This is a genomic window from Prosthecobacter vanneervenii (genome assembly GCF_014203095.1).
Taxonomy (GTDB): Bacteria; Verrucomicrobiota; Verrucomicrobiia; order Verrucomicrobiales; family Verrucomicrobiaceae; genus Prosthecobacter; species Prosthecobacter vanneervenii.
In genome coordinates this window covers 128,610-143,211 of the sequence record NZ_JACHIG010000001.1, presented here as the reverse complement: position 1 = coordinate 143,211, position 14,602 = coordinate 128,610, and the positions used below count along the sequence as shown (strand labels likewise).

9 protein-coding genes are annotated in these 14,602 nt (G+C 63.3%); 5 read left to right on the top strand and 4 right to left on the bottom strand.

The features are described from left to right. Window positions 1-150: 150 nt before the first annotated feature. A complete protein-coding gene (locus HNQ65_RS00540) occupies window positions 151-1,335 on the bottom strand; it encodes a proline-rich domain-containing protein (RefSeq protein ID WP_184337317.1) in 1,185 nt (394 codons plus the stop codon). Window positions 1,336-1,604: 269 nt separating this feature from the next. On the opposite strand from HNQ65_RS00540, the gene HNQ65_RS00535 reads away from it, so the two are divergent. The 5 genes from HNQ65_RS00535 (at window position 1,605) to HNQ65_RS00515 (ending at window position 5,417) form a co-directional block, all read left to right on the top strand. Beyond that, entirely contained in the window at window positions 1,605-2,963 is a 1,359-nt protein-coding gene (locus HNQ65_RS00535) for a sigma-54-dependent transcriptional regulator (RefSeq protein ID WP_184337315.1), read from the top strand. A 177-nt stretch (window positions 2,964-3,140) separates the two neighbouring features. After that, on the top strand, window positions 3,141-3,473 hold the full coding sequence (locus HNQ65_RS00530) for a hypothetical protein (RefSeq protein ID WP_184337313.1): 333 nt from the start codon (window positions 3,141-3,143) through the stop codon (window positions 3,471-3,473). A 76-nt stretch (window positions 3,474-3,549) separates the two neighbouring features. Next, window positions 3,550-4,395, top strand: coding sequence for a ferredoxin family protein (locus tag HNQ65_RS00525; RefSeq protein WP_184337311.1), 846 nt, complete (start codon window positions 3,550-3,552; stop codon window positions 4,393-4,395). 27 nt (window positions 4,396-4,422) lie between these two features. Next, window positions 4,423-4,884, top strand: a complete 462-nt coding sequence (locus tag HNQ65_RS00520) for a DUF6210 family protein (protein ID WP_184337309.1) — start codon at window positions 4,423-4,425, stop codon at window positions 4,882-4,884. 17 nt (window positions 4,885-4,901) lie between these two features. Further along, window positions 4,902-5,417 carry a hypothetical protein gene (locus HNQ65_RS00515; RefSeq protein ID WP_184337308.1) on the top strand — a complete coding sequence of 172 codons (516 nt, stop codon included), beginning with the start codon at window positions 4,902-4,904 and terminating at the stop codon, window positions 5,415-5,417. Window positions 5,418-6,350: 933 nt separating this feature from the next. Here HNQ65_RS00515 and HNQ65_RS00510 read toward each other — a convergent pair. From HNQ65_RS00510 to HNQ65_RS00500, 3 genes are all read right to left on the bottom strand, one after another. Beyond that, a complete protein-coding gene (locus tag HNQ65_RS00510) occupies window positions 6,351-7,901 on the bottom strand; it encodes a DUF3987 domain-containing protein (protein WP_184337307.1) in 1,551 nt (516 codons plus the stop codon). Window positions 7,902-7,907: 6 nt separating this feature from the next. Next, complete coding sequence (locus tag HNQ65_RS00505; RefSeq protein ID WP_184337306.1) at window positions 7,908-8,696, bottom strand: flagellar biosynthesis protein FlhF; 789 nt, start codon at window positions 8,694-8,696, stop codon at window positions 7,908-7,910. A 629-nt stretch (window positions 8,697-9,325) separates the two neighbouring features. Next, the gene (locus HNQ65_RS00500) at window positions 9,326-14,350 is read right to left on the bottom strand and encodes a beta strand repeat-containing protein (RefSeq protein ID WP_184337305.1); all 5,025 of its coding nucleotides are present in this window, start codon (window positions 14,348-14,350) and stop codon (window positions 9,326-9,328) included. Between the last annotated feature and the right edge of the window lie 252 nt (window positions 14,351-14,602).

The window sequence follows — 14,602 nt, the reverse complement described above, 5'->3', positions numbered from 1 at the left end:
GTGCGCTGGCGACTATGGAGTTCGTTTGTACAAACACAACTCACGAGACGCGATTGCTTTTGCACCACGGCATCAAAAAAAGGCGGCCCGGTTTCCCGGACCGCCCTTATTCCTAGCATCAGGAACCTCACCTCCTGAAAATCAGACGCGTCACACGCTGCGCTCACTCGGCGGGCCTTCGCGGCCGCGCTCGTGATGCTCGTGGTTCATCGGGGGCGGGCCTTTGGGTCCCTGCTCTCCACCGCGCGGAGAGGGCGGGGCCATGTGGGTGCCACCCTCATGCGGCGCGCGTGCCGGACCATGGCCTTCAGCCTGCGTGCCTTCGTGCCGGGGCTGCGGCTTGGGGGCATGGAAATGCGCTGGTCCCTGATCGCGGCCCGGCCCCTGAAACTGTCCGCCCTGCGGACGCCCCATGGGCTGCTGTGCCCCCGGGCCCTGCTGCGGGCCCATGGGCGGGTGATGCGGCTGCTCCGGACCACGTGGGCCGTCAAAGCCAGGCCCGCCATGGGGGCGGCCCAAGTGCTGCGGTCCCGGCCCCTGCGGCGGACCAAAGCGGTGCCCGAAACGCTGACCACGCCCCTGGCCAAATCCGCGACCAAAGCCACGCCCTGAACCGAATCTGCCGCCGCCCTGGCCAAAGCCGGGCGACTGACCGAAGCGCTGGCCAAAGCGGTGCCCGAGGTGCTGCTGAGGACCGCCGGGGCCTCCGGGTGGGCCGCCCTGCGGACCGCGAAAACGCTCTCCGCCACGCGGTGCGCCGAACTGGCCGCGATGCCCAAAGAACTGCGGGCCACGACCACCGAAGCGCCCGCCGAAGCCGCCATGCTGGGGCCCGCGTGGTCCGTGCTGCTGATGATGCTCGCCACCTGCCTGAGGCGGCGGATTCACCGGACCGGGGCGGCCCTGCGGCTGCGGGCTCTCGCGGTGGTGCTCGCCACCCTGCGGGCCGTCCATGGGCGGGCGGCGGAAGTTTCCACGGCCCTGATCGTGATCCTGGCCGCGCTGGTCGCCCCGGTGTTCGCCGCGCGGAGCATCGGCGGTGCCGCGCCTACCCTCATTTTGGGGCGGGTTCATGGGGGCACGCGGTCCTGGGCCCTCGGGACGCTGTGGAGCGCCGCGCGGGGCCTCCGAACGCGGGGTGCCACCCTCGCGCGGGCCTTCGGGGCGTGGCGCATCGCGCCGCTCAGGTGCGGGGGCCGGGGGCGGGCTCTGCGGAGCCGCCTGGGGTGGTGCCGGGGGCTGGTCGGCCGGCTTGGCATCCTGGGCTGAAAGCGTGGAAACGCTGAGCGCGAGTGCACTGCAGAGCCAGACAATGGGGTTGGGTTTAGGCTTCATTTCGGGAATGCGGTTGTTGGTTTGGTTGCACACCGGGAAACCCGCGAACACAAAAAGAGTTGCGCCCGCACTGCCACGAGCCTGCCGCCTTTCCTGATATCGGCAGAGCCAGAGTTGTCTGAAGCCTGCCCCAAAATCTAGGTTTTGACTTCTCGATGAACCCCACCCATAGGGGGATTCTCTTTTTTGAGAATCTGAATTTGACGCAATCCTGCGAAACGTTTAGCTTATTTAAAAATCAATCCTGCCTCTCACTTCCCGAAAATAATATGGCTAAACTGGTAATCATAGACGACGAAGCCGCGATCCTGGAGCTCATGACCAAGCTGTGCAAGGCCGCTGGTCACCAGGTTTTTGGCTGCACCACCGGCATCGACGGCATCGCCGCCATCCGCTCCAACCAGCCCGATCTCGTCATCGTGGACCTGCGCATCGGCGATGTGAATGGCCTCGATCTCGTGAGCATGTGCCGCGAGCAGTTTCCCAGCACCGCCGTGATCATGGTCACCGGCCACGGCAGCGTGGAGACCGCCGTGGAGGCCATGCGCCTGGGTGCCTTTGACTACCTGACCAAGCCCTTTGACCTGGGAGACCTGATCAAGACAGTGAATCAGGCCCTGCAGCGCAATGGCGTGGCCGCCGCCACCCCTGCCGCAGCGGTGCCTAGCACGACGCTGCGCTCCTTCACCTCCTCCAAGCTCATCGGCCACAGCGATGCCATCCAGCGCATCTTTGAAATCGTGCGCCGCGTGGCCAACAACGACAGCCCCGTGCTGCTCGAAGGCGAATTCGGCGTGGGCAAGCACATGGTGGCCCGCGCCCTGCACGAGGCCAGCCGCCGCAGCAATGCCCCCTACAAGGAGCTGCAGTGCAGCGCCATGCCGGAGGACGCGCTGGAGACGGAGCTCTTTGGCCCCAATGCCATCTTTAACCGCGTCTCCGGTGGCACCATCCACCTGGCGGAGGTGAACCAGCTCCCCGCCCGCATCCAGGCGCAGTTCAACACCTTCCTGGACGAAACCCAGAGCAAGAAGGGCTGGGGCACCGGATCGAGCAGCGCGGACTTCCGCCTGGTGGTGTCCAGCACCATCTCCCTGGAAGAGGCGGTCAAGGCGGGCAAATTCCGCGAAGACCTCTTTTACAAGCTCTCCGTGGTGCCGCTGAAGATCCCGCCGCTGCGTGAGCGCCGCGTGGACGTGCGCCCGCTGGTGGAGCACTTCCTCAAGGACCTGGCCGAGCGCACCGACGGCAAGCCCAAGACCATCGAGCCGAGCGCCATCGAGTTCCTGGAAAAGTACAACTGGCCCGGCAACATGAGCGAGCTGCGCAATGCCATCGAGCGCGCCTGCGCCTTTGCCGAAAATGACCGCGTCCGCCCCTCCGACCTGCCGGCCAAGGTCACGCAGCAGATCGAGGTGCCCACGCCTTCCACCTCCGAAGGCATCACCAAGCTGCCCATCGGCTCCACGCTGGACGACTTTATCAAGGCCCAGGAGCGCGCCTTCATCCAGGAGACGCTCAAGTACAACAGCGGCTCCCGCGAAAAGACCGCCAGCATGCTGGGTGTGTCCATCGCCACGCTCTACCGCAAGATGGGGCTGAACGTGGAGCGCAAGACCACCTCGTAGGCCCTGCCGCCACCAGCCCGCTGGATGACCTGAAAAATAGTGCCGCCCGCTGTGGAAGAAACGGGCGGATGCTGCTTTTACTACGCTGCCGCCCGGACAGCGCGCGTTCTTTGCACAGAGGTTGCGAACCGCGCCGCCTGCGGCACACTACCCGCCACCTTTTTTAGACGCCCCTGCTTGAGCACTCCCGCCACCATTCTCTACTGCCGCTGCGCCTACGCGCAGGTGGTCCCCTCCGGCGTTAAAAACGATGTCCTGCAAAAGCTCTGCGACTCCAGCGCCAGCTTTGAAACCGTGTCCGACCTCTGCGAGATGGCCGCGCACCGCGACCCACGCCTGAGCGCCATCGCCTCCTGCGGCAGGCTGCGCATCGCCGCCTGCTACCCCCGCGCCGTGAAGGGCCTCTTTGAGCAGGCAGGCTCTCCCCTGCCCGCCGATGCCGAGATCCTGAACATGCGCACACAGACCGCACAGGAGATCGCCGATGCGCTGCTCAAGGCGGAAGCGTGAATGATGAGCCGAGAACCGAGAACTTCAGCCAGCTTGAAACTTTAAACCTTAAACTTGGAACTTTAAGCGACGCGCCATGATCACCCACACCCACCGCCCGCTCCGTGTCGTCCTTTATGAAGGCAATGGCAGCATCCAGCTCTCCACCGAATCCCGCACACGGGTGATGATGGCGCTGCTGGACAAAGGCTACGCCGTGACCCGCAGCGGCAGCGGTGCCACCAGCATGCCACACGATGAGCGCAGCCTGCTGGTGCTGGGTGCCTTTGAGGGCAAAGCCCCCGCACTGGAAGACGCCAGCGGCCGGATCAGCATCGACACCCGCGACATCACCGGGCTGGAGCCGGACGCCATCGTGGCGCTGGTGGACAAATCCCGTGGCGACAAAACCATGAACGAACCCGGCAAATGGAAGCCGTGGTTTCCCGTGATCGACTACTCCCGCTGCACCAACTGCATGCAGTGCCTGAGCTTCTGCCTCTTCGACGTCTATGGCGTGAGCCAAGACAACAAGATCCAGGTGCAGAACAACGACAACTGCAAGACCAACTGCCCCGCCTGCTCCCGCGTCTGCCCGGAGGTGGCCATCATGTTCCCCAAATATCAGGCCGGCCCGATCAACGGCGATGAGATCAATGAGAAGGAAGCCGGACGCGAGAAGATCAAAGTGGACATCTCCTCCCTCCTCGGCGGCGACATCTACTCCGCCCTCAAAGACCGCAGCGCCGCCGCCAAATCCCGCTTCAGCAAAGAACGCAGCCCCGACAAAGCCCTGGACGAGCGCAAGAAGTGCCTGACCAAGCTGGTGGGCGACGGCTTCATCCCCGCCGACGTCCTCGCCAGCCTGCCAAGCACCGAGGAGATCTTGAAGAAAGCCGAGATCGCCAAGGCGAAGGCTGCGGCGGCGCTGGCGGCGCAGTAGGGGTGATTGAGCCCCCTGTTGGATCATATGAAACCGACCATTCGACTTTACGATGCTGTCGGCACGGGTGTCATTTTGACATGTCAAAGTGGGGTTATGGTGTCGAATCAGACTGGAGGAACTGCATGCCTTCAACCTGAGGTGGAAGGTGTTTATGTTCCACTGAGGAACGACTACTCTGCCCAAGATTTTCGCTTCTCATCTCCAGAGCTGGAGCTTTCAGCCTATTTTGAAGGACCAAAACATCGGGGCGCAGGAGCCATTTCCGGATTGGATTCAGAAGATGCAGAGTTTATCGACGACATCCTTTCGCGTCATGGTTTAAATGAGTCAATCAGCGTTGACCGCGAGAAGCTCGGTGATTCTCATGAAGCCTGGGTTCATGTGGTCGTCAAAGCGGACGAATCTCACGATGAAGATCTGGCCCAATTCACAGGCTTTGGCCCTTATCCTCGTCATGGAATATTGACCTGGGCCAACAGTGATTGAACATCACCGATCATCCAATGAGCCGCAGACAACTCATTCGCAATACCGCCGTCGTCGCCGCACTCGGCATTCTGGTCACCGCATTTTCAGCCTGGCTTTACGCCCCTTACTTGAAGGCCCGAATGCTTCTGAGCACGCTCGACTACCATCGGGGCCGTAATGAGGATTCCCTTGGACCATCCATGTGCGGTTTAACGTATTGGAGATTCTCCATGGATACGTATGACGACGACATCGACGCATGGTGCGTCAAAAGTCTATATCAGGTCATTTGCAGGCACCTTGAGAAAGAGTTCGGAGAATCATCCCTTGCCACCTATGTTTATCATGACCAAGAGGGCTGGCCGCGCCAAGTCACTGTCGTTCGATTGCGCGAAGATTTGCCCGGCTCACGTTCATACCTTGCAGTCACGGTGGCTCAAAACAATGACAATGACTCCATTCATTTCGACCATTGCGAAGGGGGTTTTAGTGTCGAGGGAACCACGCAATTGAAATCATGGGTATTATCGCCGGGGATCTTTAGGAGGTAAGCAATCCACCATCATCAATGGCTTCTGCTCCATTAGTTCAAATTGCGAGAATCCGCCCCCTCACCAGTCCGGAGCCTCCGCATTTCCGAAGTGTTGCGCCGTTTCTTCTTCCGCAGGTGATACCTCGCTCCAGCGCAAGCTGCGGTCTGGATGAGCACCTGCGATGCTGCATCCAGCTCCATGATCGGGGTTTCGCTGGTTTTGCTGGTTCTGCTGGTTCGTTTTGCAGTGGTGAATTTTTTCACGATCGTTTCCTATCGGAGGCAAGCCAAGTGGATGAGCAGCGATGAATGACAGATGGGCTATGAAAGTGGCGGCAGCAGCCTGCAAGGGACCGACGTGGCATGCTTTGCCTTCCCGTGTACACTTTCATGCCATCCTATGCCAGGGTGGGCCAGGTCAAAACATCCTGTAGGATAATGCAAGCCACCCACTGCCCTCTATGCCATGAACCGCTCGAAGTGAGGGACGTGTCTCCCTGCATGGACTGCGGGCATGATCCCATGGAGGTAGTTCATGCTCAGAAGGGCAGACACACGTACGCAGAGTATCGTGTCTTTGGCGCACTATCACTCGTCCTGTGTAACTTCTGCCAGGTGGATTTCACCTCTTATGCCCCTGCTTACTTTGGTTTACCCTCTGGCACACAGATCGGCTTGGGAGGCCGGGACTGGCAGCTCATCCGTGAGATGCCAGCTACGGTGAGGAAAGACAAGTGCTGCGCCTCCTGTGGTCACCGCCTGTCTTTCCTAGAGTTTGTTTTACAGGCACGGGAGATTCATGCCATGGCATGAGCCTGCACGACGGTGATTGGACATTCTCCAATCCCTTGAGTCGTAGTCATTGCTGGCAGCCCTCTCGCCGAAGAAATCTTCTCCTTCAAAAACGCACCAGCAAAACCAGCAAAACCAGCAGAACCCCGGTTTAGCCGCATCAATGCGACGGACAGTTTTCGGCTCTTGCCTGCGGGTTAAGATGGTAGCTTGTGGCAGGTCGGCCACCTGCTGAACCAGGCTCCTTCACAGTGGCAATGAGCCAACCGTAATCTGCCAGAAGATCACAGGCGGATTCGGCATCCTCAGTCCGTGAGAGACCACTCCAGCATTTGTTGCGCACATCCCGCACTTTGAATGCTGCAGGCAGCCCCGCAGAACCATCCAGCAGCTTTTTGAGGAGGGTGTGGACGACGGAGCTTTCGGCGATGGTGCCGGAGGCGAAGACGCGGGCGGCGTGGGTCTCCAGGTAGGTGGCCCAGGAGAGGGCGCGCTGCAGCGCGGAGAGGCTGACGCTCCCGGCGGGCCTGTCTGCCACATGGATGAGCAGGGCCAGGGCGGGCACCAGCTTGCGGTACTTGCCCAGGTGCGCCTCCATGGCGGGGGCCAGGGTGCCGCCGCGCAGGCGGTGCTCCAGCGTGTGCCGCCACTGGCCAAAGAGCTCCTGCGCATCGGGCGCAAAGTGGAAGACCGGGACGCCATCGCGCCCGGGCTTGATGCCGTTTTGAATGAGCTGGGCATTGGTGATGTTTTCGATGGAGTCAAAGACATCGCGCGCATCCCACTCGGCGGTGAAGTCGAGCGGGCGGTCGATATCCTCCCAGTGCGGATTGATGTCCGGCCACACCATGAGTGAAAACCGCTGCAGGAAGCCATCCGCCCCGGTGGTGTGCCCGGTGGCGGCGCGCACATGCGCGGCCACGACGCCGGGCTGGATGCTGCCGAGCACGCTGAGGGCGCAGGCCTCGATGTAACGCCTGCCGCGCCCGATGCGGTCAAAGGTGAAGCCCTCCTTGCCGCTCCATGCCTGGAGCAGGAAGGCGCGCAGCGATTGATTGCCCTCCTTTTCCATCTGCGCCAGCAGGCCGGAGAGCTCGTCCTGGTAGAAGAGGGTGCCGGTGGGATTGTCGCGCAGGACTTCGCCCAGGGCCTCCAGGCTGGCGTCATTGACGATGAAGCGGCGCTGCGGCGTGGGCTCGCCCTCGGAGGGGTCGAGCAGCTGCGCGTAGTCAAAGGACTCGCCTTTGCGCACGGCGCGGCGTGCCTCGCAGACCAGCGCAGAGCGCCGGATGCGTGCGGCGATCTCCTCGGTCTGGCGGTTCAGCTCCTGGCAGCGGTGCTCTTTGGAGACGATCTCCTCCATCTGCTTGAGCGGACGCATGGCGGCCTGCATGGCGGGGCTTTTCATCATGGAAGGGCTGCCGATGAGCATGGCCCAGAGGTGGGGGAACTCGGTGTAGGCCTCGTCCTGCATCTTGGGCTGGATGCAGAAGCGCCGCCCGGCCACGCTGGAGAGTGCGGCCATGGCGGCGACGGCGGGAAACTCCGGCGGGCACTGCATGCGCTCGGCGATGTCGGTGATCCACGGCTCAAAGGGGCCGGGCAGCCAGGCGGTGTCAAAGGGCAGCACGGGCGGCAACGCCGCGCCGAGTGGCAGCGGACGCGGGGCGGTGGAGGCCATGGCCTCGGTATGAATGGATGAGGTATGCATGGCGGCTCAGGCTTGGGGGGTGAGGGTGGTGGTGGCGTTTCCGGTGGTAGGGAGGCTTGTCCTCAAGCCTCCGCCGTGCGTCTCGCGGTGCTCTTTGCGGCCATGATCAACCTCATGCGGCAGGCTGTCTTGGCGCGGTGCGGGTGGATCGCTGCTCATGGGCTTCGGCGCGGAGGGCTGGGGACAGCCCTCCCTACCTGGCGCTGGGCGGGCGGTGGCGTTTCCGGTGGTAGGGAGGCTTGTCCTCAAGCCTCCGCCGTGTGTCTCGCGATGCTCTTTGCTGCCATGATCAACCTCATGCGGCAGGCTGTCTTGGCGCGGTGCGGGTGGCTCGCTGCTCATGGGCTTCGGCGCGGAGGGCTGGGGACAGCCCTCCCTACCTGGCGCTGGGCGGGTGGTGGCGTTTCCGGTGGTAGGGAGGCTTGTCCTCAAGCCTCCGCCGTGCGTCTCACGGTGCTCTTTGCTGCCATGATCAACCTCATGCGGCAGGCTGTCTTGGCGGGGTGCGGGGGCCACGGTGCTCATGGGCTTCGGCGCGGAGGGCTGGGGACAGCCCTCCCTACCTGGCGCTCTGCTGCGCGCGGGGACGTGGAAGCGTGCACGCAGGTCGGACTCGGCCTCGGCGAGGTCGTAGCGCACGGACTTGCCGATCTTGAAATGTCCCAGCACGCCGGTGCTGGTCAGTTCGTCGATCAGACGCACGGAAAGGCCACAATGGGCGGCGAGCTGCTGGCGGGTGATCTTCCTGGCCGGAAGGCTGGAAGCGGTGGTGGGTGTCGGTTCTGGTTTAATCATACCGACAAAGCCAGTTGGGATCACTTTTCCGAATGTCAAAGCGATTTTTGCATGATTTTGCGCCGCTTCGCACGGGCACCATGCCAGACCACGCCTGATGCAGGATGCAGCATGGGCTGGTATTGTGTGGTGGGCGCGTGCAGAGAATGATTTGGAGTGCGGTCGCGGAGGGAGGAACGACCGCAGCTACCGCTTTGATTCGCTTCGCTCCCCCTTCGGGCTCCTTTCAGTCGTCTATCTCGCTTCGCTTCGGTTCCGAGGGCTGGTGAGGGGACGAGTGTCTGGGTGTTTTAAAAGGCAACGGCTTTCGCGGGGCATGGGGAACTCGCAGGCCGGGGAGCCGACGTACATCACGAGACGCTCGAAAGCGGTGGCTCCGATGCAGGCTTGCGCCTCGCATCTGCGCAACCGCATTGATTCGCTGCGCTCACCCCTTCGGGGCAGCCTGCGGCTGTCTATCTCCGCTTCGCTACGGTTCCAAATCGCCCTCGTGCTTTCGCAGATCAATTTGGAGTGCGGTCGCGGAGGGAGGAACGACCGCAGCTACCGCTTTGATTCGCTTCGCTCACCCTGCGGGCTCCTTTCAGTCGTCTATCTCCGCTTCGCTACGGTTCCAAATAAGCTGTGCATCACCTCCGCCTGCGGCGCAGCGCCAGGCCCAGGGCTGCACATAGCAGCAGCACGCCGCGTGTGGGCTCGGGGACGTTGGCCACCACGGTGAGGCTGAGCGCGCCGGCATCCAGCATGCTGCTGATCTGCCAGAGGCCGATGCCGGTGATGTCGGGCAGGTCGAGGTTGCCTTCATTGCCTGCGGAGTTGGCCCCCGTGCGGAGGTTGGTGCCGGTGCTGAAGCCGTTGAGGCTCACGACGCTGCTCCAGTCGAGCAGGGTGAAGGTGTCGCCCACGGCGGCGGTGTAGCCGCTGCCGTTCACCAGGAGATTGCTGAAGCTGTTCAGCGTGAGCGTGCCGGTGACGTGGATCTGGTCGGCGGCGAGGTTGGCACCCGCCGTGGAGCCGGTGATCTGCAGCTCGGCCACGGTGCTGGTGGAGACAGGGGTGAAGGCCAGGCTGTGAGTGTTTAAGGCACCTGTAGCCGCGCCGCCGCTGTCGCCCGGCTTGATCTCTCCGGAGACGACGGTGGTGCTGCCCACGATGCTGCCAGTGCCTGCCAAGACGGCGGTGGGTCCATTGACGGTCAGCGCCCCTGCCCCGCTCTGGCCGATGCCGATCACGCCCACCTGCAGCGTGCCCGCACTGACGGTGGTGGCTCCGGTGTAGGTGTTGGTCCCAGTGAGGGTGGTGGTGCCTGCGCCCACCTTGGTCAGGGCACCACTGCCGGTCACGGTGGCATCGATCTTGAGATCGCCGCTGCCGCCCACGCTGGAGTCGGTGGCCAGGTTCACGCTGGTGAGATTGGCCGTGGCGCTGGCGGTGCCGCCGCTGAGGCTGACATTGGGGGCCGATGCATAGCCGCCGCCGCTGGCGTCCAGCGTGACACCATTGAGCACGAAGGCGCCGTCATTGCCCACCGCCGTGGCTGCCGCCCCCGTGCCGCCGCTGATGGTCACGGTGGGCACGGCGGTGAAGCCGGTGCCCGGATTGACGATATTGAGCCCTACCACAGTATAGTTGCTGTTGTTTCCCGCCACCGTAGGGGCCGTGCCTGCGGAGAGCACCGTGCCTCCGCTGAAGCTGGCGGTGGGGGTGCCGCTGAAGTTGCTGCCCGCACTGGTGACGGTGATGCTGACCACCTTGCCGTTCACGTCCAGATTAGCCACGCCGGTGGCGCCGTTGGAGAGCGTGACCGTGGGAGCCACGCTGTAGGTCGTGGTATTGGATGTCACGGTATAAGAGGCGCTGGTAACGCCCACCGAGGCGATGACCACCGCGCCAGAGCCTCCATTCACCGTCACCGTAGGAGCCAGGCCGTAGCCGGAGCCACCTGCCGTCAGGCTCAGGCTGCCGGTGCCGAGCCCGAGCTGGGCGGAGGCGCTGGCAGCCGAGCCGCCCGTCGAGGGATCGACCGCCACTGCGGCCGCAGCCGACCAACCGGTGGTGCTGACGCCTGAAAAGCTCAGGGAGGCCACCCCGCTGCCGATGCTGGCGGCGGTGCTGCTGTTATTCACCAATGCGCCCGCGCCACCCACGCCCGTGCCATTCAGCGTGATGACCTCCTGCACACCAGCCTGCCCATTGAGGTCCAGTGTTGCGCCTGCATTCACTGTCGTGCCACCTGCGCCCGCCGCCAGGGAGGCACCGCCCGCGCCCAGGGCGCTGGTATTTCCTAGCATGAGGGTTCCCTGATTCACGGTGGTGGCCCCGGTGTAGGTGCCTGCCCCGCCCAGCACAAAGGTGCCCGCGCCATCTTTGATGAAGCCCACGTTGTTGTTTGCCGCAGTGTTGACGGTATTGGCCGCAGTGCCGCCTGAGCCGAGGCTGCCGCCGTAGGTCTGCGTGCCGGAGGCCACCGTCACATCCAGCAGACTGGTGCTGGTGCTGCTGCCGCCGATGACGGCATTTGCCGTGCCCGTTCCCGCAGTGGTAAGCCCGGCGACACTCTGCGTAAAGCCATTGAGCTGCAGCACGCCGGAGGTGGTGCCGGTGCCCAGCGTGACGCTGGTGCCGGTGGGCAGGCGGTCATTTCCCAGATCGATACGCAGCGTGCCGTTCTCCACCAGCGTGCTGCCTGCATAGGTGTTGTCGCGAGAGGTAAGCGTGAGCACGCCGTTGCCGGTCTTGTCCAGCCCGCCGGGGCCGGTCACGTTGCCGGTGATGATGAGCTGGGAGAGGCTGCCGATGGCGGTGCCATTGTCCACCTGGATGCGGGAGGTGCTCTGCATCGCCACTTCATTCACGATGGTGGTCTTGGGGTCCACAAAGGCGGAGGCTGGAGTCTGGTCGGTCACACGGATGGCACCATTGCTGCCAAAGCCGTTGCCATTGATGATGATACGGCCGTTGGTCGCATTAGCGCCAAAGGTTCCCGTGGCGTCGTCATTCACTTCATAGGTGCCGCCGCTGTTTACGGTGATGCTGGGCACGCTGGTAAACTGCTGGCTGTTCATGCGGACCACGCCATTGTTGATCACGATGTCACCGCTGAAGGTGCTGACGCTGGTGCCCACCACGATGCCGCCCGCGCCGGTGAGGGTGAGCGTGCCGGAGCCGGAAAGGCCCGCGCCCTGGACAGTCTGAACCACGGCGAAATTGAAAGTGCCCCCCGCCGCGCCGATGGTAATAGGGTGGCTGGTGGCGCTGATGCCAGTACTGATGGAGCCGCTGGGGATGATGAGCGTAGCGCCATTGAGCGTGATGCCTGCCGCCGCCGCCCCCAGATTGCCCGTGGCAGTGGCGGAGACAGAGCCGCCATTGACGATGGTGTTTCCAGTGTAGGTATTGGTGGCGCTGAGCACCAGCGCGCCGTCGCCGGATTTCACCAGATTCGTTCCGCTGATGACGGCATTGATGGTGAGGGTGGAGCTGCTCTGCTGGTGGATGATGAGCTCTCCCGTGGAGGTGGCCAGCACGCCGCGCTTGCTCGTGGTGCCGATGCTGGTGGCTCCTGCCGTGGAGGCCACGAGCAGGCCGCCGCTCTCCAGCGTGAGCGTGTCTGTGCCTGCATTGAAGGCCACGGCGGAGGTGCCGGTGAGGCGCAGCGTATTGGTGGTGGCCCCGCCTGCGGCCAAGGTGGTGGTGGCGGCGCTCAGGCTGGTGTGCAGGCCGCTGCCAAAGGTGGTGCCGTAGCTGCCCGAAGACAGCGCCACGATGTTTCCACTGCCGTCGTTCACCGCCCAGTCGTTGAGCTTGTAGGTGGCATAGGCGCCGAGGATGTTCATGGCATCGTTGCCGGTGCTCACACTGGTGTTGTTGGCCGTGGTGGTGGTGATGGCGGCCACGCCGGAGCCTGTGCCGGTGGGATTAAAATTGGCCGTGGCCCCGGTGTTGCGGGTGATGGCATTGAGCACCAGCGTGGCGTTCTGGTTTGTGCCGCTGGTGATGCTGATGCGGGCTGAGCCGCCGAGCACGCCAGAGCTGTTTCCCAGCGTTAGACCAGCCACCGTCTCCGAGGAGGCCGCCGCACTGCTGCCGCTGAGCGTGAGGGAGCCGCCATTGAGCGTGAGCGCGGCGCTGGCGCTGAGCTTTGAGGCGTTGTTCGTCGTGTCGTCCAGCAGCAGGGTGCCGCCGCTCACCGTCGTCGCCCCGCTGTAGGTATTGGCCCCGCGAAAGGCCACCGTGCCACCGCCGATGAGAGTCACGGCATCTGCGCTGCCCGTGGCCCCGCTGGCACGCTGGATATTGCCGGTAAACTCCACGGTGCCGCCGCTGGCGGAGGTGATGGTCACCGCCTTGGCCACGCCATTGTCCGTGCCCAGCGTCACGTTTCCAGCGTAGGTCACGGTGCCGGTGGCATTCAGGCCGCCGAGGGTGATCACGCCCGTATTTCCAGACTGCAGCCTTACATTCCGCCCGATGCTGACCCCTGCGGTGTCCATCAGCAGGCGGGCCAGACCGGACCCGCTGGTATTTCCTACCAGCACATCTGTCGTGGCATTTCCCAAAGCCCCGGCGCTGCCGCTGGGCGCATTGGCAGATACGATGAGGCGGCCCGAGGCGATGACGGTGGCGCCCGCGTAGTCGCTCGTGGCACCCGAGAGCACCAGCGTCTGCGTGGAGCCAGAAAGGGTCAGGCTGGCATTTGGATCCGTGCCAGAGAGCTTTCCGGAAAAGACAAAGTAGCCCACCTGGGAGACGGTGAGTCCCACATTGCCAGCGCCTGTGCCTGACATGAGGATGTTTCCCGCGCCTGAGAGCGCACCAAACGTTTCGGCGTTGCTGTTAAAGTCAAAGGTGGCACCGCTGGCCACGTTCAACACGGTCGTGCCGCCAAAGAGATCCCCGGCGCTGCCGCTGAAGCGCACCGTGCCTGTGCCACCGACGTTGATCATGGTGTTGGTCAGACTGCCCATGTCACCGATGTTGAGAAACTTGCCGGTGGTGGAGTTGTTGATCAGGTTGAGCACCAGCCCGGTGTTCGTGCCGGAGTTTGTGTAGGTGCTGCCGCCGCCAGTGTCTGCCAGGGTCAGCGTGCCGGTGCCGTTGTTGATAAAGGTTTGCTTCGTTCCATTGGCAAAGGCAAACGTCGAAGTGCCAGCCCCCAGCGTCAGGGTGCCGGAGCCGGAATTAGTGACGGTCGTTTCACCATCGAAGATCAGCGCCGAAGAAATCGTGGCACTGCCCGCTCCGGAGAGAGTGATGCCCGCGAGCATGGCGCGGTCCGCATTGGCATTCGTGAGGTCCAGCGCATTGGTGGCAGGAGAGCCCGCCACGGTGATGGTGCCTGCGGTGTTATTAAAGAGCAGCTGATTCAGCGCGAAGTTTCCAATGTCGTTGGTGCTGGTATAGCTTGAGGAGCCGCCAAACTTCAGCGCTGTGGAGGGGTCGGTGCTGGTCGGCACACTGGCCGGAGACCAGTTGCCTGCGCTGCTCCAGCTGCCAGTGGTCGTATTCCAGACCGACTGGGCCGGGGCCTGATGGGCCAGGAGAAGAGCCACGCTGCACAGCGCGGCACGAGGGGACAGCAAAGAGGTCGCACATCGGCGGAATGAATCCGCCAGGCGGCGTGCGACAGCCGCTTGAGCAAAAAGAGGGGGCATGGGGGTCCGGCCCCATAAGCAGAATCAGCGAGCCACGGCCATCATTGCATGGTGAAGATAAATTTTCATAACACCATCATTTTGAGCCATTTAGAAACGGAAACGTCACACAAAATCCGTTTAGGCACGTGGATCTGTCGATCATGTCACTTTGCCGCCCGGGACGCCCTGCTTCCCCAGCCTCGGGCTGCCTCAGGAACGCACTCTGCGCCAAAACGGGTGCAGCGAAGTGGTTGCCTATGGCCCAGAGGC

Coding starts and splice junctions, on each gene's coding strand:
- HNQ65_RS00525 (WP_184337311.1), top strand. CDS start 3,550: ATGATCACCCACACCCACCGCCCGCTCCGTGTCGTCCTTTATGAAGGC.
- HNQ65_RS00515 (WP_184337308.1), top strand. CDS start 4,902: ATGAGCCGCAGACAACTCATTCGCAATACCGCCGTCGTCGCCGCACTC.
- HNQ65_RS00535 (WP_184337315.1), top strand. CDS start 1,605: ATGGCTAAACTGGTAATCATAGACGACGAAGCCGCGATCCTGGAGCTC.
- HNQ65_RS00520 (WP_184337309.1), top strand. CDS start 4,423: ATGAAACCGACCATTCGACTTTACGATGCTGTCGGCACGGGTGTCATT.
- HNQ65_RS00540 (WP_184337317.1), bottom strand. CDS start 1,335: ATGAAGCCTAAACCCAACCCCATTGTCTGGCTCTGCAGTGCACTCGCG.
- HNQ65_RS00500 (WP_184337305.1), bottom strand. CDS start 14,350: ATGCCCCCTCTTTTTGCTCAAGCGGCTGTCGCACGCCGCCTGGCGGAT.
- HNQ65_RS00505 (WP_184337306.1), bottom strand. CDS start 8,696: ATGATTAAACCAGAACCGACACCCACCACCGCTTCCAGCCTTCCGGCC.
- HNQ65_RS00510 (WP_184337307.1), bottom strand. CDS start 7,901: ATGCATACCTCATCCATTCATACCGAGGCCATGGCCTCCACCGCCCCG.